This window comes from Bradyrhizobium sp. USDA 327 (assembly GCF_041262065.1).
In the GTDB taxonomy this organism is placed as follows: Bacteria; Pseudomonadota; Alphaproteobacteria; order Rhizobiales; family Xanthobacteraceae; genus Bradyrhizobium; species Bradyrhizobium liaoningense.
Window position 1 is genome coordinate 5,833,840 of sequence record NZ_JBGCCW010000001.1, and the last position, 18,696, is coordinate 5,852,535.

At 64.7% G+C, this 18,696-nt stretch carries 17 protein-coding genes; 11 read left to right on the forward strand and 6 right to left on the reverse strand.

Annotation, left to right across the window (positions count from 1 at the left end; translation table 11 throughout):
• Positions 1 to 169: 169 nt before the first annotated feature.
• Positions 170 to 808 (reverse strand): hypothetical protein, encoded by a 639-nt coding sequence (locus ABIA42_RS27590; RefSeq protein WP_370119196.1) that lies wholly within the window; start codon positions 806 to 808, stop codon positions 170 to 172.
• 30 nt (positions 809 to 838) lie between these two features.
• On the opposite strand from ABIA42_RS27590, the gene ABIA42_RS27595 reads away from it, so the two are divergent.
• The 6 genes from ABIA42_RS27595 to ABIA42_RS27620 all read left to right on the forward strand — a co-directional run bounded on the left by ABIA42_RS27595 (position 839) and on the right by ABIA42_RS27620 (position 6,454).
• Entirely contained in the window at positions 839 to 1,162 is a 324-nt protein-coding gene (locus ABIA42_RS27595) for a hypothetical protein (RefSeq protein WP_370119193.1), read from the forward strand.
• Positions 1,163 to 1,398: 236 nt separating this feature from the next.
• A complete protein-coding gene (locus ABIA42_RS27600) occupies positions 1,399 to 2,550 on the forward strand; it encodes an ATP phosphoribosyltransferase regulatory subunit (RefSeq protein WP_370119191.1) in 1,152 nt (383 codons plus the stop codon).
• A 3-nt stretch (positions 2,551 to 2,553) separates the two neighbouring features.
• Positions 2,554 to 3,531, forward strand: a complete 978-nt coding sequence (gene hisG / locus ABIA42_RS27605) for an ATP phosphoribosyltransferase (RefSeq protein WP_370119188.1) — start codon at positions 2,554 to 2,556, stop codon at positions 3,529 to 3,531.
• A gap of 86 nt (positions 3,532 to 3,617) precedes the next feature.
• On the forward strand, positions 3,618 to 4,664 hold the full coding sequence (locus ABIA42_RS27610; protein WP_370119186.1) for a glycosyltransferase family 2 protein: 1,047 nt from the start codon (positions 3,618 to 3,620) through the stop codon (positions 4,662 to 4,664).
• Positions 4,661 to 5,506 (forward strand): ChbG/HpnK family deacetylase, encoded by an 846-nt coding sequence (locus tag ABIA42_RS27615; protein ID WP_370119184.1) that lies wholly within the window; start codon positions 4,661 to 4,663, stop codon positions 5,504 to 5,506. The genes ABIA42_RS27610 and ABIA42_RS27615 overlap by 4 nt, the downstream gene beginning before the upstream one ends.
• 126 nt (positions 5,507 to 5,632) lie before the next feature.
• Complete coding sequence (locus ABIA42_RS27620; protein WP_370119182.1) at positions 5,633 to 6,454, forward strand: DUF2076 domain-containing protein; 822 nt, start codon at positions 5,633 to 5,635, stop codon at positions 6,452 to 6,454.
• Between the two features lie 117 nt (positions 6,455 to 6,571).
• Here ABIA42_RS27620 and ABIA42_RS27625 read toward each other — a convergent pair whose 3' ends face one another.
• A complete protein-coding gene (locus tag ABIA42_RS27625; protein ID WP_271531916.1) occupies positions 6,572 to 7,372 on the reverse strand; it encodes a L,D-transpeptidase in 801 nt (266 codons plus the stop codon).
• A 315-nt stretch (positions 7,373 to 7,687) separates the two neighbouring features.
• Between ABIA42_RS27625 and ABIA42_RS27630 the strand changes: the two genes are divergently transcribed.
• The gene (locus ABIA42_RS27630; protein WP_271531914.1) at positions 7,688 to 8,467 is read left to right on the forward strand and encodes a protein phosphatase CheZ; all 780 of its coding nucleotides are present in this window, start codon (positions 7,688 to 7,690) and stop codon (positions 8,465 to 8,467) included.
• A 181-nt stretch (positions 8,468 to 8,648) separates the two neighbouring features.
• Here the strand turns inward: ABIA42_RS27630 and ABIA42_RS27635 are convergent, their stop codons facing one another.
• Positions 8,649 to 9,170 (reverse strand): hypothetical protein, encoded by a 522-nt coding sequence (locus ABIA42_RS27635; protein WP_028179558.1) that lies wholly within the window; start codon positions 9,168 to 9,170, stop codon positions 8,649 to 8,651.
• A 316-nt stretch (positions 9,171 to 9,486) separates the two neighbouring features.
• On the opposite strand from ABIA42_RS27635, the gene groES reads away from it, so the two are divergent.
• The 3 genes from groES (at position 9,487) to ABIA42_RS27650 (ending at position 12,927) form a co-directional block, all read left to right on the forward strand.
• The gene (gene groES, locus ABIA42_RS27640) at positions 9,487 to 9,783 is read left to right on the forward strand and encodes a co-chaperone GroES (RefSeq protein WP_025033779.1); all 297 of its coding nucleotides are present in this window, start codon (positions 9,487 to 9,489) and stop codon (positions 9,781 to 9,783) included.
• Positions 9,784 to 9,942: 159 nt separating this feature from the next.
• The gene (gene groL / locus ABIA42_RS27645) at positions 9,943 to 11,574 is read left to right on the forward strand and encodes a chaperonin GroEL (RefSeq protein ID WP_370119178.1); all 1,632 of its coding nucleotides are present in this window, start codon (positions 9,943 to 9,945) and stop codon (positions 11,572 to 11,574) included.
• A gap of 141 nt (positions 11,575 to 11,715) precedes the next feature.
• Positions 11,716 to 12,927, forward strand: coding sequence for a hypothetical protein (locus tag ABIA42_RS27650; protein WP_370119176.1), 1,212 nt, complete (start codon positions 11,716 to 11,718; stop codon positions 12,925 to 12,927).
• 177 nt (positions 12,928 to 13,104) lie between these two features.
• On the opposite strand, the gene ABIA42_RS27655 is transcribed toward ABIA42_RS27650, so the two are convergent.
• Together ABIA42_RS27655 and ABIA42_RS27660 are read right to left on the reverse strand one after the other, a co-directional pair.
• A complete protein-coding gene (locus ABIA42_RS27655) occupies positions 13,105 to 13,503 on the reverse strand; it encodes an META domain-containing protein (RefSeq protein WP_370119173.1) in 399 nt (132 codons plus the stop codon).
• Positions 13,504 to 13,636: 133 nt separating this feature from the next.
• A complete protein-coding gene (locus ABIA42_RS27660; protein WP_370119170.1) occupies positions 13,637 to 15,301 on the reverse strand; it encodes an L-lactate permease in 1,665 nt (554 codons plus the stop codon).
• A 311-nt stretch (positions 15,302 to 15,612) separates the two neighbouring features.
• Here ABIA42_RS27660 and ABIA42_RS27665 point away from each other — a divergent pair, with 311 nt between their 5' ends.
• Positions 15,613 to 17,376: an ABC transporter ATP-binding protein/permease gene (locus tag ABIA42_RS27665; protein ID WP_271531902.1), complete on the forward strand. Its 1,764-nt coding sequence runs from the start codon at positions 15,613 to 15,615 to the stop codon at positions 17,374 to 17,376.
• A gap of 280 nt (positions 17,377 to 17,656) precedes the next feature.
• Here the strand turns inward: ABIA42_RS27665 and ABIA42_RS27670 are convergent, their stop codons facing one another.
• Positions 17,657 to 18,667, reverse strand: coding sequence for a TorF family putative porin (locus ABIA42_RS27670; RefSeq protein WP_271531900.1), 1,011 nt, complete (start codon positions 18,665 to 18,667; stop codon positions 17,657 to 17,659).
• Positions 18,668 to 18,696 lie beyond the last annotated feature (29 nt).

The window sequence follows — 18,696 nt, forward strand, 5'->3', positions numbered from 1 at the left end:
GGATGCGCCGGCATATCTCTCGGTCTCGCCGAAATGGTCGATGTCATACGCCCTGAGCTCGAGGGCCGACGATGGCTTGAGCTCCTGGAAGGACATCAAGCGGTCCGTCGCCAGCTCTCGCGCTCCGTCGCGCGCAGTATCGAGATGGCCTTGATCCATATCGTGTTGCTTACTTTGCCTTCTTTGCGGACGTCGCGCCCGTGGAGGCGCGCAGATCATCCGGCCCGCTGATGCCGGCACGCCTGAGATCGCGAAGCAGCTTCGCGAGCAACAGCATGTTCGTCTTCTGCAGTTCGTGGTTGTTTCCAAACCTGAATGCGTTCTGCTCGGTCACGATGAGTCCGGCCTTCGTCTCGGCGAGAATCTTCCGCCTCTTCAGTCCTGTCACGCGACGGCGAACCGTCTCCAGTGGCAGACTGAGGAAGCGGGAGAGTGCGGCACGAGAGACCCCCTGCTTGATCACATCCGGCTCGACGGCATGAATGCTGGAGAATTTCTCGTCCAACGCCGGATCGTTCATCACGTGGATGACATTGGCGTTCAGGACCGCATGAATGATCAGAAGGTCCAGCGGATCGAATTCGTCGTAGTGCCGGAACAACTCGCTCATCGAGAACAGCATATAGGCTAGCGTGTGCCGCGAGACCGTCCGGATAATATCTGAAGCATTGCGCATGAATCGAAAACCAACATTCATCTTGTAGACGATGGTTACGGCGAACGGATCATCGGCCATACCCAAAATGAGTATGCGACGACTTGCCAGCCGTCCGTAGTTCCTCATTGTGACGCCGGCCTGCTGCTGCATCTGGGCATCGTTGTCGACGAGACCTTCGACGTGCCTGCCGGACCCCTGGCCGCCAAGACTTCATTGCGCGAGCGCGCATCCAACAGGTTCGACGATGCCGGCGCCGCCGGGGTGGCGATCGCGATGGAAGACATGGCAATGAATGACGACCTCGTGCCCGAGGCGCGATCATGCGAGTCGCTGCGACTCATCAAGGCGTTTCTCCGCCTCGCGGACCCCGGCAGAAGGGGAAGCGTCCTCGACCTGGCGGAACAACTCGCGGAAGCAGCGGGGGCTGCCACGGCAGGGTCGACCTTTGCCGTGACCGAGGCATCATTCGTGGAACCAGCTCCAGCCCCCGGCCCAACCGAATGAAGCCGAACCCCTCGCCCGGCGCGTCCCGCGACGAAACGTGATCCATCGGAATTCGGTATCAAATTACCCGATCGATGCCACTTTCTACACCCTGCCGACGGTGCCGGCGTCGCTCCAAACTCGTTAAGCGATTGATCCTTTGGAGGTCGAAAGCGCTTTCGGGCCGTGCTAAGGGCTGCGCCAACTCCCATTCCTTCCTTGCCCTGCCCGGTTCCACCGGGATGATGGACCCTGAGATGACCGCGACTGCCACCTCAAATGCTGCCGGCTCCGCCGCCTGGGCGGATACGCTGCTCTTGTCGTTCGCGCAGGCCGGTTACGTCAGGGCCGAGCCCGCTATCCTGCAACCGGCCGAGCCGTTCCTGGATCTCTCCGGCGAGGACATCCGCAAGAGCCTGTACCTCACCACGGATCTCTCGGGCGAGGAGCTCTGCTTGCGCCCGGACCTGACGATTCCCGTCGCGCGCGACTATCTCGCCTCGACCCGCGCCGGCCAGCCGGCCGGGTTCAGCTATCTCGGGCCGGTGTTCCGCTACCGTAGCGGCCAGGCCAGCGAATTCCTGCAAGCCGGCATCGAATCGTTCGGCCGCCAGGACCGCGCCGCGGCCGATGCCGAGATGTTGGCCCTGGCGCTGGAGGCGACCGCCGCCTTCGGCGTCCGCGATGTCGAGATCCGCACCGGCGATGTCGCACTGTTCAATGCCCTGCTGGACGCACTCAACCTCTATCCGGTCTGGCGCCGCCGCCTGGTCAAGGATTTCAACCGCAAGATCAGCCTGGAGCAGGATCTGGAGCGACTGGCAGCCGCCAGCACCGCGACGCGCAGCGAATATGAGGGCGTGCTGGCCGCCCTCGCCGGCTCCGATCGCAAGGCGGCACTCGCCTTCGTGACCGACCTGATGTCGATCGCCGGCACCACCAATGTCGGCGGGCGCACCACGGCCGAGATCGCCGATCGCTTCCTCGAGCAATCGACGCTGAAGGGCGGCGCGCTGCCGCGCGAGGCGATCGCCGTGCTCAAGCGCTTCCTGTCGATATCGGGCAATCCCGACGACGCCATCGCCGAGCTGCGCGCACTCACGACCGACGCGAAGCTCGATCTCGCCCCGGCGATCGATCAGTTCGAGAGCCGCGTCGGCTTCATGGCGGCGCGCGGCATCGACGTGAAGCAGACCCGCTTCTCGACGGCGTTCGGGCGCGGCCTCGACTATTACACCGGCTTCGAATTCGAGCTTCATCACAGGGGCAACGGCGCCGAGCCGCTGGTCGCGGGCGGCCGTTATGACGGGCTGATGACCCAGCTCGGCTCGAACGCGCCGATCCCCGCGGTCGGCTTCTCGGTCTGGGTGGATGCGCTGACGAAGATCGGCCGCAAGGTGGGAGCTTAAGTCATGAGCGCGCCATTCGTTCTGGCCGTTCCCTCCAAGGGCCGCCTTCAGGAGAATACCGAGGCCTTCTTCGCCCGCGCCGGGCTCAAGCTGTCGAAGGCCGGCGGCGCCCGCGACTACCGCGGCACGATCGCGGGTCTCGACAATGTCGAGGTCGCCTATCTCTCGGCGAGCGAGATCGCCTCGCAACTCGCCCGCGGCTTTGCGCATCTCGGCGTCACCGGCGAGGACCTGGTGCGCGAGACCATCGCCGATGCCGACAAGCGCGTGTCGCTGATCGAAGGACTGGGCTTCGGCTATGCCGACGTCGTCGTCGCAGTGCCGCAGGCCTGGATCGACGTCCGCGCCATGGCAGACCTCGACGATGTCACCACCGGCTTCCGCGAGCAGCATCACATGCGGATGCGGGTCGCGACCAAGTTCGTCAACCTCACCCGCGGCTTCTTTCAGGCTCACGGCATCACCGATTACCGCATCGTCGAAAGCGCAGGCGCAACCGAAGGCGCGCCGGCGGCCGGCAGCGCCGAGCTGATCGTCGACATCACCACCACAGGCGCGACGCTCGCCGCCAACGGCTTGCGGGTGCTCGACGACGGTATAATCCTGCGCAGCCAGGCCAATCTGGTGGCATCCAAAGGGGCCGACTGGTCGCCGCAGGCGCGAGAAACGGCGCGTGTCATCCTCGATCACATCGCAGCGCGGGCGCGGGCCAACAAGTACCGCGAAGTCCGCACCCGCTTCCGGCAATGCGACGCCGCCCTGCTCGGCGAGGCCCATAGCCGATACGGAGTCGAGGCGCCGTTCGGCGGTCCGACTTCGTCAGGCATGCTGACGCTGCACTGCCCGCCGGGTCAGCTTTATGCGCTGGCGAGCTTCCTGCGCGAGCATGGCGCCGAGACCGTCTCGGTTGTCTCGCTGGACTACGTGTTCGATCGGGAGAACCCGCTGTTCGCCAGGCTCGAGGCGTTCCTCGGGCAATGAGCCTCGGGTTCGTTCAGCATAGCGACAGCAAGCGGCAGCTACCATATGCTGTTGAGAATATCCAAACGCCTCTGGAACCTTGATCGATGACGCTGGGCTCTGACGTTTCCGGCATGACGACCACCGCAGCGAGCGCCGCCGCGAAGGGGCTGTCGATAGTCGTCCCCGTCTACAACGAGGCGGCGGGGCTCGCTGCCCTGCATCAGCGCATCTGCGATCTCGCAAAGACGCTGCGGCAGCGCTATCGGCTCACTTGCGAGGTCGTCTACGTCGACGACGGCAGCAAGGATGCGACGCTGTCGATCGCGCGGTCGCTGCCGGCCGACGCGATCGACGTCCAGGTCGTGTCGCTGTCGCGCAATTTCGGCAAGGAGGCCGCGCTGATGGCGGGCCTCGACCATGCCCGGCTTGGCGCCGTCATGTTCATGGACGGGGACGGCCAGCATCCGCCGGCGCTGATCGAACAGCTGGTGCGGCACTGGATCGATGACGGCTATGACGTCGTCTACACCGCCAAGGCGCATCGCGACAACGAGCCCTTCTTGCGCCGGGTCGCGGTGCACGGCTTCTACGCGCTGATCAATTGGGGCGCACGCCAGAAGATTCCCGAGGACGCCGGCGACTTCCGCCTGCTCTCGCCGCGCGCGGTCGTCGCACTCAGGCAGTTGCCGGAACGTAACCGCTTCTTCAAGGGCCTCGCCAGCTGGATCGGCTTTCGCCAGATCCGCGTCGACTACGAGCCTGCGGCGCGCGTCCATGGCGTCACCACCTTCAACGCCGCAAGCCTGCTCGGCCTCTCGATCGAGGGCCTGACCTCGTTTTCGGTGGCACCGCTGCGCTTCGCCAGCCTGCTTGGCGTCATCCTCGCCGGAGGTGCCTTCCTGTTCGGCCTGTCGATCCTCTGGGAGGTGTTGACGACCGGCAAGCAGGTGCCCGGCTATCCCTCGCTCGTGATCGGCCTGATGACGATCGGCGGCGTGCAGCTCATCATGATCGGCATCGTCGGCGAATATATCGGCAAGATTCTTTCCGAGCTGAAGGCGCGCCCGATCTACTTCGTCGCCGAGCACAGCGAGAAGCACTTCGAGGCCGGCAAGGCCGACGACGCCCCGAACAGGACGGCCGCCGAATGAGCGCGGCCGCGAGCCCGCGGCGAATCTGGGTCTGCGCCGACGATTACGGCATCAGCCCGGCCGTCAACCGCGCCATTCGCGACCTGATCGAACGCGGCCGCCTCAACGCCACCTCGGTGATGATGGTGGGTCCGGCGATCGCGCGCAGCGAGATCGAGGCGCTTCAGTCCGCAGCAAAGACGAACTCGCGCTGCACGATCGGATTGCACGTGACGCTGTCGGCGCCGTTCCGGCCGCTCACCATGCATTTCCGACCGCTCGACGGCGACATGTTCATGCCGTTTCCGAAGCTGCTGCGCGCGGGCGTTTTGCGGCGGCTCGACCGGGAATTCTTCCGCAACGAAGTCAGGGCGCAGCTGGCAGCCTTCATGGAAGCGTTCGGACGCGCCCCCGACTTCGTCGACGGCCACCAGCATGTGCAGCTCTACCCGCAGGTCCGCGACGGCTTTGTCGATGCGGTCGTCGAGACTGCGCCAGGCGCCTGGGTGCGCCAGGGCGGCCGCGATCTGCCGCTCAGGCAACGGCTGGCCTCACCAAAAGCCATGGTGCTCGACAGTCTCAGCGCGCAATTCCGCCGCCGCGCCGGCAGCGCCGGCCTCAGCTTCAACCCCGGCTTCGCCGGCGCCTATGATTTTACGCGCGAGGCCGATTTCGGCGCGCTGATGCGGCAGTTCCTGGAAGGCCTTCCCGACGGCGGCCTCGTGATGTGCCATCCCGGCTTCGTCGATGACGTCCTCGCCGGCCTCGACCCGATGACCGATGTCCGCGAGCGCGAGCACGCTTATCTCGCCAGCGACGCCTTCGCGCGCCTGGTGGCGGACAGCAACGTGACACTGGGATGAACCCGGCGGCAAGCGGGCCCGGAGGCAGCTTGTCGCATACGGAAATTTAATCCGGCCGGCACTGTTGGGGCCACAATGGAACCCTACATCTCCTGCGCGCTTGATTTTGCGCGAAGGAGACAGATCATGACGCCGCAGGAACGCCAGCTCGTCGACGACCTTTTCGACCGGCTTTCAAAGCTGGAAAATGCACCGCGCGATCCCGATGCGACCGCCGCGATCTCCGACGGTTTGCGCAAGGCGCCCGGCGCCGTCTATGCGCTGGTGCAGACCACGCTGTTGCAGGACGAAGCGCTGAAGCGCGCTCATAACCGCATCCAGGAGCTGGAGGCCGGCCAAGCGCCCGAGCCCGCCCAGTCCGGCGGCTTCCTCGACACCATGCGCGACACGCTGTTCGGCGGGAGCCCCTCGCGCGGCTCGGTTCCGAACGTGCCGCCGCGTGAGCAGCGACCGGTCTGGAACACCGGCCAGGCGATGCAGCAGACGCAGCCGGGCTACGGCCAGCCGCCTTATGGACAGGCTTACGGCCAAGGACCGGTGCAAGGGCCGGGACAAGGTTATGGTGCCCCGCCCGTGGGCGGTGGCGGCGGCTCGTTCCTCGGCACGGCGGCGGCGGCCGCGGCCGGCGTCGTCGGCGGCTCGCTGCTGCTCTCCAGCATCCGCGGCATGATGGGTGGATCGCATCAGCAGGCCTTCGGCGACACCAATACCGCGGGCGACCGCAGCCCCTGGGGCGGCGGCGACCAGTCGGGCGGATCGCTCGCGCGCGACGCCGGCGTCAACGACATCGGCTCGAACCGGGATTCCCGCCAGGGCTTCTCCGACCAGGCCTCGAACGATCGGGACAACAACGACCAGAACTACGACGACAATCGCGACGACAACATGGACATGGCCGACGACAGCGATTTCGGCGGCGACGACGACGGCGGCAGCGACTACGCGTGACGCCGATCTACAAGGCATGCAAGCGAACGGCCGCCGATGAGGCGGCCGTTTTCATGAGATGTGTCTTGCTCGGAGGCCCTTCCTTCTCCCCGTAACAAGGGGAAAGGGTAGCGACGATCACATCACCACGACCTTGGTGCCGACATTGACGCGGCCGTAGAGGTCGATGACGTCCTCGTTGCGCATACGGATGCAACCGGAGGAGACGTTGGTGCCAATGGTCCAGGGCTCGTTGGAGCCGTGAATGCGGTAGAGCGTCGAGCCGAGATACATCGCGCGGGCGCCGAGAGGATTTTCCGGACCGCCTTCCATGTGCCGGGGCAGATCGGGACGACGCGCGAGCATTTCCTTCGGCGGCGTCCAGTCCGGCCATTCGCGCTTGGCGGTGATCGACTTCACGCCGGACCAGGTGAAGCCGGGACGGCCGACGCCGATGCCGTAGCGCATCGCCCTGCCGTTGCCCTCGACGAGATAGAGGAACTTGTTCGGCGTATCGACCACGATCGTGCCGGGACTTTCGTTGCCGTTATAGTCAACGAGTTGTTTCTCGAATCTAGGATCGAACGGACGCTGCCGCGGGTCGACCGCTTCTTGCTGGAGAGCTGCGCCTTGCATCTGCGGCTCGCCCATCGGCGGCAGGCGGCGCTGATCGTAGTAGGCCGGCTGCTGCTGATACACCGGCTGCTGCGGCGCGTAAGCCGGACCGCGGCCGGGACCGTCGCCGAACAGGAACTCGATGAAGCCGCCACCCATGTTCGAATTGGAAGCGACGCGCACCGGCGCCGGCGGCACCTGCGGCGCGTAGAGCACTGCGGGCGGATCGTTCGGCACGCTGTTGTCGAAGGCGCCGGCGTCGTTGGTGCCGGCCATGAAGGTGCAAGCGCTGCCGAGCAGCGCGACAGACATTTTCTTGAACATCGACGTACTCTGTACTGTTTCGTCTAGATCACATGCGTCGCGGAAGCTGCCTGGCTGATCGGCGCCCGCGACGTGGTCAATAAAGAGCAAAAGCCGTTTCGTTTGGTAAACGCATCGGGCGTTTGGATTCACCACGTCGCGAGTGGCGGCGCAATTTGGCGATCAGCGTTTATTTTCCATGAACGCCGCGCGTCCATGGTTAATCGCTTCTTCGCGCAGCGTCGCCCGCGGCCGCCTGGCAGTTCCCGCTGTGAACTTCGTGTTAAATCGCTTGTGCCTACAAAGACGCGTGAATGAGGTGGGGGGAGTTTCCTGATGGCTGTTCACCGCAAACGTTTTCGTGTCGAGGATATCGTCGGTGGCGAGATGCCCATTCCAGATGTAGTTGAAGAGGCCCCCCCGATGCATAGCGAGATCATGGCCGAGCTGCGCGCGATCCGCGCACAGATGGCGAAGGGCGCCGCCCCACTGTCCGGCAGCGCAGCCATGGCGGCGATCGACGCCTCGACGGCCCACGAGCTTGCCGAAGCGCGCACCATGCTCGATACCTATCGGGCACAGATCGAGCAGTGCGAGAAGCTGAAGGTCGAGCTCGACCTCATCCACGATGCCATCGATCGCACCAAGCGCGAGATCGCGACGCTGCACGGCAAGAGCTTCGACGGCGGCGAAATGGCCAAGGTCAATGGCGAACTCGGCGCAGTGGTCGGCGGCACCGAGCAGGCGACCCAGCAGATCCTCGAAGCCGCTGAATCGATCGACCAGGCCGCCAGCGCAATGTCCAAGGTGGACTCGGCCGATCAGCAGAAGCGGCTAGCCGACGACATCCAGGAACGCGTCATCTCGATCTTCGAGGCCTGCAACTTCCAGGACCTGACCGGCCAGCGCATCAGCAAGGTCATGACCACGATGAAGTTCATCGAGCAGCACATCAATGCGATGATGGACATCTGGGGCGGCGTCGACGCCATCAAGGCCCATGTCCCCGCGCATGTCGACAACCGCAGCGACGACGAGAAGCTCCTCAACGGCCCGAAGCTCGCCGGCGACGTCGGCCATGCCTCGCAGGACGACATCGACGCGCTGTTCGACTGAGCGGACGCGGGATACGGAAAAACAAAACGCCGGCGCAAGCCGGCGTTTTTTTTGTTTTGGCCTATGACGTCATTCCGGGGCGGTCCGCAGGACCGAACCCGGAATCTCGAGGTTCTCAGGTGCGCAAATGCGCACCATAGTTAGTTCACGCTTCGCGTGCCCCGGAACGACAGAAGAGAGACTACGCCCGCGGCGCGCAGCGGACGTAGACCATGTTGCCGTAGCGGGTGGCGGCGTCCTTGTCGATGAAGCGGGTGATCAGGACGCGGCCGTCGAAGGAGATGATCTCGCGATCCTGCTCGCCAGGGGTCGGCCCCGCCGGTCCAATGTAGTTCTTGCCGCTCGGCGAGCCCTTCAGGCGCAGTTCCTGCGGCGTCGCCTGGTCGGCCAGATGCATGATCACGCCGCCGGAGGAGCCAGCGGTGATCACATAGGGGTTCTTGCACTGCGCCCGGGCGGCAGCCTCCGTGCGGGCGCGGTCGGCCGGGTTCTGGAACGAGGCGAGACCCCAGCGGCCGACGATCTCGTCCGCGCGGATGGTGGCGGGCATTTCCGGCGCTGTGCCGGGTTCGGCTTCAGGCGGCGGAGAGGACGACGAGAAGGGCGGCAGGCTCATGCCGCCGCCGCAGGCGCCCAGCAGCAGCGCCAGACAAGAGGCTGCCGCCAGATTGGCAACCGTGCGCGCGTGAGCTGAACTGATCATGGCATTCCCCCGAACAAGACGACGGCCGCACCCCTCCCGCAGCCAAGCGCAAAACCGCAGCCGGAGCAATGACGTCCTTCTGCACGCCGACACCCCGAACGAGTTTCCAATGCCACCATCCTATATCCGCCTCAACAATCGCTTAACCACCTTTGCTTGACAGGATCGCGGCCAAGCCATATTTCCGGGCGCACTATTAGCACTCGGAAAGCCCGATTGCTAAGCGCGCCGTTCGATCCCTCGGGGAGAGGGTGGACGGACGCGCCGCCCCACCGACTTCCACTCCTTCCGAAGCGAGCCTCCAAAGGGAAACGTCATGGCTAAATCCAAATTTCGTCCGCTGCATGACCGTGTCGTGGTCAAACGTATCGACGCCGAGGAAAAGACCAAGGGCGGCATCATCATTCCCGACACCGCCAAGGAAAAGCCGTCGCAGGGCGAGGTCGTCGCCGTCGGGCCCGGCGGCCGCGATGAGACCGGCAAGCTGATCCCGATCGACCTCAAGGTCGGCGACCGCGTGCTGTTCGGCAAGTGGTCGGGCACCGAGGTCAAGATCGACAACGAAGAGCTCCTGATCATGAAGGAGTCGGACATCATGGGCGTGTTGGCCTAAGGCCATCTGCCTGAACGGCCGCTGAATGCTCCCTCGTCATGCCCGGGCTTGCCCCGCCGAAGCGGCCACGGCCGTGCAGGCCGGACAAGCCCGGTAAGACGGAGAGAGCGCGGCACAGCACGAACCAAGACACATCACGAAACACGAGGGATTGCAGACATGGCTGCCAAGGACGTCAAGTTTTCCGGAGACGCGCGCGACCGCATGCTGCGCGGCGTCGACATTCTCGCCAACGCCGTCAAGGTGACGCTCGGTCCGAAGGGCCGCAACGTCGTCATCGAGAAGTCGTTCGGCGCGCCCCGCATCACCAAGGACGGCGTCACCGTCGCCAAGGAGATCGAGCTCGAGGACAAGTTCGAGAACATGGGCGCCCAGATGCTGCGCGAGGTCGCCTCGAAGACCAACGACACCGCCGGCGACGGCACCACCACCGCGACCGTGCTGGCCCAGGCCATCGTGCGCGAGGGCGCCAAGGCGGTTGCCGCCGGCATGAACCCGATGGACCTCAAGCGCGGCATCGACACTGCGGTCGCGGCCGTGGTCAAGGACATCGAGAAGCGCGCCAAGCCGGTCGCCGCCTCCTCCGAGGTCGCCCAGGTCGGCACCATCTCGGCCAACGGTGACGCCGCCATCGGCAAGATGATCGCCCAGGCGATGCAGAAGGTCGGCAACGAGGGCGTCATCACCGTCGAGGAGAACAAGTCGCTCGACACCGAGGTCGACATCGTCGAAGGCATGAAGTTCGACCGCGGCTATCTCAGCCCCTACTTCGTCACCAACGCCGAGAAGATGACCGCCGAGCTCGAGGATGCCTACATCCTCCTGCACGAGAAGAAGCTCTCGGGCCTGCAGGCCATGCTGCCGGTGCTGGAAGCCGTGGTGCAGTCGGGCAAGCCGCTCGTCATCATCGCCGAGGACGTCGAGGGCGAGGCGCTGGCCACCCTGGTCGTCAACCGCCTGCGTGGCGGCCTCAAGGTCGCGGCCGTCAAGGCGCCGGGCTTCGGTGACCGCCGCAAGGCCATGCTGGAGGACATCGCGATCCTCACCGGCGGCCAGCTCATCTCCGAGGAACTCGGCATCAAGCTCGAGAACGTCACGGTGAAGATGCTTGGACGCGCGGGCAAGGTGGTGATCGACAAGGAAAACACCACGATCGTCAAGGGCGCCGGCAAGAAGCCCGACATCGAGGCGCGCGTCGGCCAGATCAAGGCCCAGATCGAGGAGACCACCTCGGACTACGACCGTGAGAAGCTCCAGGAACGCCTCGCCAAGCTCGCCGGCGGCGTCGCGGTGATCCGCGTCGGCGGCGCCACCGAGATCGAGGTCAAGGAGAAGAAGGACCGCGTCGAGGATGCGCTCAATGCCACCCGCGCTGCGGTGCAGGAAGGCATCGTCCCCGGCGGCGGCGTCGCGCTGCTCCGCGCCAAGAAGGCGGTGGGCCGTCTCACCAACGCCAATGACGACGTCCAGGCCGGCATCAACATCGTGCTGAAGGCACTGGAAGCCCCGATCCGCCAGATCTCCGAGAACGCGGGCGTGGAAGGCTCGATCGTCGTCGGCAAGATCCTGGAGAACAAGTCCGAGACCTTCGGCTTCGACGCCCAGAACGAGGACTATGTCGACATGGTCGAGAAGGGCATCATCGATCCCGCCAAGGTGGTGCGCACCGCGCTCCAGGACGCCTCCTCCGTGGCCGGCCTGCTGGTGACCACCGAAGCCATGGTCGCCGAGCTGCCGAAGAAGGAAGCTGCGCCGGCCATGCCGGCTGGCGGCGGCATGGGCGGCTTCTAGGCTCCGTTCCATTGCAGTATTGCGAAGGCCGCCTCCGGGCGGCCTTCTTTTTTGCCGACCCTGCCTCTCCGCTTTCCAATTCAACCGGCAGCCAAAAGCCACTACGGTGGCGCCGATTCTGATTGCTCGAGGTCTTCGTCGATGCGCGCGCTTCCGGTTTGTTCGACTGCCCTTCTGGCGGCTCTGCTCGCCGTCTCGCCCGAGTTCGCCTCCGCCCAGATGAAGCTGTCGCCGAAGGCGACGGCGCCGGGCGGAATCGAGACGCGCTATTTCACCTCGATCGACGGGCTGATGGACGGCAATGCCGACGTGATCCTGAAGGAGACGCGCCAGGGCAAGACGGTCACCGCGGCGGTGCTCGACGTCTGTTACCCGATCGCAAAGAATTCCGACCGCAAGGACCGCTTCGTCGTCAATCTCCAGGTCGCCGGCCAGACGCTGACGGGAACGACGCAGAGCATGGGTGAGAAGTCGCCGGTCAGCGTCAAGCTGACGCGCAAACAGTCCGGCGATACGTTCGAATTCCGCGGCCAGATCGCAATCGGCCAGGCGGTGACCGAGGTCACCTCGCCCGACAATTCGGATCTCAGCGAAAGGGAATTTCTGGACAACCAGACCTCCGACGACGGCATCACGCCGCAGCCGAAGGATTTCACCGACGTCTCGCCGGAAGCGATCGCAGTCAAGGTCAAGCTCGACGCGGCGACCGACTTCCTGAAGGGTTTGAAGGGCCAGGAAGTCGAGGTGACGCTGGCCAGCCTCACCGTCGGCTGCGACGCACTGCGCGCAGGCGAGCAGACCATCAACATGTCGGTCGATCCCGAGCGCGCCGGCGCGCTGCTGTCGAAATTCAAGGCGATGCCGGGCGTCACGGCCGCAGGCTGGACCGCGGGCATGACCGAGATGGACCGCACCATCCGCTTCCCCGCCGCGGACTGGCGCGAGGGCGACAAGATCAACAAGGGCAAGCTCGCGACCGCGGTGGCGAGCGTGCTGAGCAGGACACTCGCGGCAAAGCCGGTCTCGCAGAACTTCAACCCCGCGACCGGCAAGCTCAAGCTGGTGTTCAAGCGGCCGAACCAGGATTTTCCGGCGCTCGATCTCACCGACACGATCGAGGTCGCAGGGCTCGTCTCGCCGGACAAGCCCGGCGCCACCGACAAGCTCATGCTCTGGATCGGCAGCCCCGCGACCACGACCGCCGACGAGAGCAGCGGTGCCAAGCTCAATCTGTCCGACGACGCGAGCCTGGACGAAGAAGGCGATCTGCCTGACGACAACGGCTCGATCGAGGCGCTTGCCAAGGAGCTGAAGGGCCAGCGCTGGGACGCCGACAAGTCGGAGTGGAAGTAGGTCGAGCTCTCGTGCCCCGGACGCCATAAGCGCGTTGACGCGCGTCTTCGACGCGCTATGGCGAAGCGCTGCGAGCCGGGGCCCAGAGGCCACAAGCGGAATCGCGGAGAGAAAACCGGGTCCCGGCTCTGCGTCGCATCGCTCAGGCGACGCGCCTTGTCCGGGACACGAGCGAAGCTAATTCCCGTTGACGCGAAAGCGCAGCGGCTTGGGGCCGATCAGCGTCAGCACATCGCCCTGGCGTCTCCAGGTTTCGACGCTGCCGAGGGCGGCCACGAGCTCGTCGTCGGCCTGCGCCTTCGCCGGCGGACAGGAACGGTCCTGGATCTGGCCGGGAACGAAGATCACGGTGTTGCCGGCAACCGAGAACTGGCCCTTGCCGCCCTTGCACCAGAGCTCCAGCACGACTTCGCCATGGTCGCCGATCTCGATGTTCGGAATCCGCTTCGAGCCGGGCTGCGGCAATGCTTCGAGCGTCATCTCGGTGCCGAACGGGAAACCGTCCTCGGCACGCGCGAGCGTGGACATCGCGAGCATTGCAACTGCCGCACACACCAATCGCATGAGCGAAACCATGAGACCTCTCGACCGACCTGATTTGCGGCACCTTCTATAAGATGGCGATGCCATTGAGAAGGTTCGCCCAGATGCAAAAAATCCCCGCGGGGGCGAACCTCGCGGGGATTTGCCTCGAACGAGGCGCAGGCGGCTATTTCAGGACCATCGCCGTGAACGGCCAGACATATGCCTGCAACGTCACGAGCACACCGACGAGGCACGCCAGCACGATCGAGTGCCAGAACACGAAGCGCAGGATGGTGCCCTCATGCCCGTACCAGTTGGTCGCGGTGGAGGCGACCACGATCGACTGGGCATCGATCATCTTGCCCATCACGCCGCCGGAGGAGTTCGCCGCAGCCATCAGGATCGGCGACAGGCCGAGTTGCTCGGAGGTGATCTTCTGCAGGTTGCCGAACAGGATATTGGACGACGTATCCGATCCCGTCAGCGCCACGCCGAGCCAGCCGAGCAGCGTGCCGAAGAAGGGATAGAGCACACCGGTCGCGGCAAAGGCGAGACCCAGCGTTGCGTCGACGCCGGACAGACGCGTCAAGGTGCCGATCGCGAGCATGGCCGAGATCGTGATCAGCGAGATCGCGCACAGACGTATGGTGCGGCCATACTCGGCCACGAGCCGGCCGGGAGCGACGCCCATCAGGACGCCGGAGATGATCGCCGCAAGCAGCATGCCCGTGCCGGTGAACGACAGGTATGTGAAGCTGAACACCGCAGCCTCTTTCGTCGGCCCTGGAGCGACCGGCGGCATCTTGTTGATCATCTGGTGCAGCTCCGGCACGGGATAGTTCCAGACGAAGATCGAGTTCGCCCAGCCCTTGAAGGCGCCATTGCCCCAGATCAGCATCACGATGCAGACGATGATCCAGGGAAGAAGCGCATTGAAGAGCTCGGCCTGCGTCAGCGGCGTCTTGTCGAGCGGCCTTGCCGCCGCCATGGTCGAGGCCGATTCATCGTGGCCCCGCAGCGCCGGCGACAGCCAAAGCTGCTTCGGTTGCCACACCTTCAGGAACAGGATCAGCGCCCCCATCGAGATCAGCGAGGCGCCGATGTCGACGATCCAGGGATTGATGTAGTTCGAAATCACGAATTGCGGGACGGCAAACGATATGCCGGTGACGAGGATCGCCGGCCAGACGTCCTTCATGCCTTTCCATCCGGCGAACGCCCACACCACCCAGAACGGCACGATCAGCGAGAAGAACGGCAATTGCCGGCCGACCATCGCGCCCAGGATGTAGGGATCGAAGCCAGTGACCGAAGCGAGGCCCTGGATCGGCGTGCCCAGCGCGCCATAGGCGACCGGCGCGGTATTGGCGATCAGCGACAGGCCGGAGGCTGCGAGCGGCGAGAAGCCGAGCCCGATCAGCACGGCGCCGGTGATCGCGACCGGCGTGCCGAAGCCGGAGGCGCCCTCGAAGAACGCACCGAACGAGAACGCGATCAGCAGCAATTGCAGCCGCCGGTCCTCGGTGACGCCGCCGATGGCGCGCTTGAGCAATTCGAAGCGCCCGGTGCTCACCGTCACCTGGTAGAGGAAGATGACGTTGAGGACGATCCAGCCGATGGGGAAGAACCCGGTGACGATGCCCAGCGCCGAGGCGCGGATCGACATGTTCGCGGGCATGGTGAAAACGAAGATCGTGACCAGGTTGGTCACGATCACGGCGATGACGGCCGCGATATGCGCCTGGACGCGGCCGCTCGCGATGAGGACCAGCAGCGTGACGACGGGCACCGCCGCCGCGATGGTCGACAGCACCGGGCTGTTGAGCGGATCATAGATCTGATTCCACATGGACTTTCTCCCCACGCATGTTGCGACAGGCGGCCCGCGTGGAGAGCCTGTCCTGCTTGACGCTGAAAGTGATACCCCCGAGCTGGACGCAATTCCTCGCGAATGCGGGCGGTTCCCGTCCGCTCACAAGCTCGCGAAATCCCAGATCACCCCGCCCCGCGCCGTCGAACCCCATGCTAGGGTTGTGGGCTGCGACAATCCAACGCAAATTGCAGATCTTGAGACTTTAGTCTAAGCGCGCCCGTTTCCGCCATTGCCTCAAGTCTTTGGCTCTGGGCCGCTATGCAAATCTCCCGAGGAGACCCTGCTCTGTGAAGAACATCAGCGCCACGCTCGCGATCGTCTGGCGAATCGCCGTCCCTTATTTCCGATCCGAGGACAAATGGGCCGGCCGCGGCCTGCTCGCCGCCGTGGTCGCTATGGAGCTGGCACTGGTCGCGATCGACGTGCTGGTGAACCAGTGGCAGAACCGGTTCTACAGCGCGCTCCAGAACAGCGACTGGGACACCTTCGTCAGAGAGATCTGGATCTTCGTCGCGCTCGCGTCCACCTATATCGCGCTGGCTGTCTACAAGCTTTACCTGAACCAGTGGCTCCAGATTCGCTGGCGGCAATGGCTCACTCGGCATTATCTCGGCGAATGGCTTCAGAACGCCACGCATTACCGCATGCAGCTCAAGGGCGACGCGGCCGACAACCCGGACCAGCGCATCACCGAGGACGTCAAGAATTTCGTCGAGCAGACCCTGAGCATCGGACTCGGCCTGCTATCGTCGATCGTGACGCTGTTCTCTTTCGTCATCATCCTTTGGGGCCTTTCCAACGCCGCGCCGCTACGCCTGTTCGGCACCGATCTCATGATCCCAGGCTATCTGTGCTGGGGCGCGCTGATCTACGCGATCTTCGGCACCGCGCTGACGCACTGGATCGGCGCACCGCTGGTCAACCTCAATTTCGAGCAGCAGCGCTACGAGGCCGACTTCCGCTTCAACCTCGTCCGCGTCCGCGAAAATTCCGAGCAGATCGCGCTGCTTAGGGGTGAAGGCGCCGAACGGGCCCGCCTGCTCGATCGCTTCGGCTTCGTAATCGCCAACTGGTACGCCATCATGAGCCGGACCAAACGCCTCACCGCGTTCACGGCCAGCTATCAGCAGGCCGCAGTGATCTTTCCCTACGTGCTGGTGGCGCCGGCCTTCTTCGCCAAGAAGATCCAGCTCGGCGACATGATGCAGACCGCGTCCGCCTTCTCCAGCGTACAGGGCGCGCTGTCGTTCTTCGTCACGGCCTACCGGTCTCTGGCGGAGTGGCGCTCGATCGTTGCGCGCCTCGATGGCTTCGAGATGTCCGTCGATTCAGCCGCGAACCTGCCGGCACATGAGCCTGCCATCGCGCTGGAGGTCGCCGGCGGCGGCCGCCATATCGACCTCGAGCAGCTCTGCGTGAACCTGCCCAACGGCACACCGCTGGTTGCCGCCAAGGCCTTCACCATCGAGACGTCGGAGCGCGTGTTGGTGACCGGACCTTCGGGCTCCGGCAAGTCCACGCTGTTCCGGGCCATCGCCGGCATTTGGCCGTTCGGTACCGGCACAGTTGTCATCCCCGAGAAGGCAAAGCTGATGATGCTGCCACAGCGGCCCTATTTTCCGGTCGGCATGTTGCGCGATGCCGTTGTCTACCCGGCAGCCCCCGGCGCGTTCGACGCCGCGCAAGTCCGCGACGCATTGATCGCCGTCGGGCTGCCCGACCTTGCCGAGCGGCTCGAGGAGGACGGCCACTGGAACCGGATGCTGTCGCTCGGCGAGCAGCAGCGCCTGGGGCTTGCGCGCGCGCTGTTGCATGTACCGGACTATCTCTTCCTGGACGAGGCGACGGCGTCGCTGGACGAGCCGTCGGAGGCCCGGCTTTATCGGCTCCTGGCGGAGAAGCTGCCGCACGCCACCATCGTCTCGATCGGCCACCGCTCGACGCTTGACGCCTTCCACACGCGTAAGGTGGCATTGGTCAAGGATGGTGCGATCCACGTTGTCGGCAGAGGTGGCGAGCCCGCCCGGGCAGAGCCGACCGCGGCGCGCTGAACCGCCGCGCCCACACGTTCGTCATGCCCGGGCTTGTCCCGCCTGCGCAGCCGAGGCCGCTTCGGCGAGGCGAAAGCCCGGGCATGCACGTCCTTCTGGAGCTGCACGCGATACGTTGATGGCCGGGACAGGGCTGGTCAGGCCCGGCCATGACGATGTGGCAACATCGGGCCCTCACCGCACACGCCACGGCCAAACTCCAGCAGCGTGCTATTAGACCCAAAGCAAAAGGGCGGCAGGTTGCCCCGCCGCCCTCGCTAAAGTCGTTTCGGAAAGAAACTTACTTCAGATTGCTCATCGCCGTCAGGTCGAACGACAGCTTTGCGATGCCGGCCGCGCCGCACCAGTTGGAGCCGACGCCCGACGGATTGATCGGGGTAACGAAGGTGCCCGAGGACGCGCTGATGTTGCCGCGCGCCGAAAAATCGCTCGTGAAGGCGTTACAGTCGCCCTTCGACAGGTCCGTGTCGGAGTAGCGCAGATCCAGCGTCATCACCTTGTAGGTGAAGCCGATGCCGACATTCCAGGTGTTGTAATCGGCATATTTGATGCCGTTCGGGAAAGCCGCCACGCCGTAGAAGCTGTCCGAGGTGCCGAGCCACTGACGGCCGAACTCACCCGACACGTACATGCCGACGCCGCTCGAGCCGAACACGGTGCTGGGCGCGATATATTTGCCCACGATCGAGGTGTAGTTGCCCCAGGCGCCCGAGTTCAGGTAGCTCGGCGTGTAGTATTCGTTGATGCCGAACGACCAGTTCTCGTTCACGGTGTAGGTGAACTTGCCGTAGACTTCGAAGAAGCTCAGGTCCTTCTTGATCACGTTGGTGTTGAGCAGGGCTTTCTCGGCGCAATTGTCGCCTTGGAAGTTGCCGGCAAAGTCGACACCGTTGCCGCCGAAATAGCAGCTGCCACCCGGATACAGGTAACCCCAGACGCCGATGTCGAAGGCGAACGCACCGAAGGTCGGGCGGATACCGCCGTAGATGTCGACTTCGGCCGCGGCGCGGTTCGGGAACGAGATGCTCGAGGCGGACGTACCGACGTAGAGCTGGAGGTCCTTGGTGACGTTGTAGCGCGGCTCGAAATAGGCCGTGACCGACGGCTTGTGGTTCGACTGGGTGATACCGCGGAAGATGTAATCACTCATGATCCCACCGCCGAAGGCGATGTCCCAGGGATCGAAGGCCGGCGGCGGCGGGGCCTTCAGCGCTTTCACCCGCAAGTCTGCCGCGAAAGCCGAGCCCGTTACCATTGCCAGCGCCGTTGCCAACAAAACCACTTTTTTCATTTCGATCCCCATCGCCAGTTCTTAGACCC

Excerpts from the sequence above, each read along its gene's own strand:
- ABIA42_RS27610 (WP_370119186.1), top strand. The coding sequence starts at position 3,618 with ATGACGCTGGGCTCTGACGTTTCCGGCATGACGACCACCGCAGCGAGC.
- ABIA42_RS27615 (WP_370119184.1), top strand. The coding sequence starts at position 4,661 with ATGAGCGCGGCCGCGAGCCCGCGGCGAATCTGGGTCTGCGCCGACGAT.
- ABIA42_RS27670 (WP_271531900.1), bottom strand. The coding sequence starts at position 18,667 with ATGAAAAAAGTGGTTTTGTTGGCAACGGCGCTGGCAATGGTAACGGGC.
- ABIA42_RS27620 (WP_370119182.1), top strand. The coding sequence starts at position 5,633 with ATGACGCCGCAGGAACGCCAGCTCGTCGACGACCTTTTCGACCGGCTT.
- ABIA42_RS27635 (WP_028179558.1), bottom strand. The coding sequence starts at position 9,170 with ATGATCAGTTCAGCTCACGCGCGCACGGTTGCCAATCTGGCGGCAGCC.
- ABIA42_RS27660 (WP_370119170.1), bottom strand. The coding sequence starts at position 15,301 with ATGTGGAATCAGATCTATGATCCGCTCAACAGCCCGGTGCTGTCGACC.
- groES (WP_025033779.1), top strand. The coding sequence starts at position 9,487 with ATGGCTAAATCCAAATTTCGTCCGCTGCATGACCGTGTCGTGGTCAAA.
- hisG (WP_370119188.1), top strand. The coding sequence starts at position 2,554 with ATGAGCGCGCCATTCGTTCTGGCCGTTCCCTCCAAGGGCCGCCTTCAG.
- groL (WP_370119178.1), top strand. The coding sequence starts at position 9,943 with ATGGCTGCCAAGGACGTCAAGTTTTCCGGAGACGCGCGCGACCGCATG.
- ABIA42_RS27655 (WP_370119173.1), bottom strand. The coding sequence starts at position 13,503 with ATGGTTTCGCTCATGCGATTGGTGTGTGCGGCAGTTGCAATGCTCGCG.
- ABIA42_RS27650 (WP_370119176.1), top strand. The coding sequence starts at position 11,716 with ATGCGCGCGCTTCCGGTTTGTTCGACTGCCCTTCTGGCGGCTCTGCTC.
- ABIA42_RS27590 (WP_370119196.1), bottom strand. The coding sequence starts at position 808 with ATGCAGCAGCAGGCCGGCGTCACAATGAGGAACTACGGACGGCTGGCA.
- ABIA42_RS27630 (WP_271531914.1), top strand. The coding sequence starts at position 7,688 with ATGGCTGTTCACCGCAAACGTTTTCGTGTCGAGGATATCGTCGGTGGC.
- ABIA42_RS27625 (WP_271531916.1), bottom strand. The coding sequence starts at position 7,372 with ATGTTCAAGAAAATGTCTGTCGCGCTGCTCGGCAGCGCTTGCACCTTC.
- ABIA42_RS27600 (WP_370119191.1), top strand. The coding sequence starts at position 1,399 with ATGACCGCGACTGCCACCTCAAATGCTGCCGGCTCCGCCGCCTGGGCG.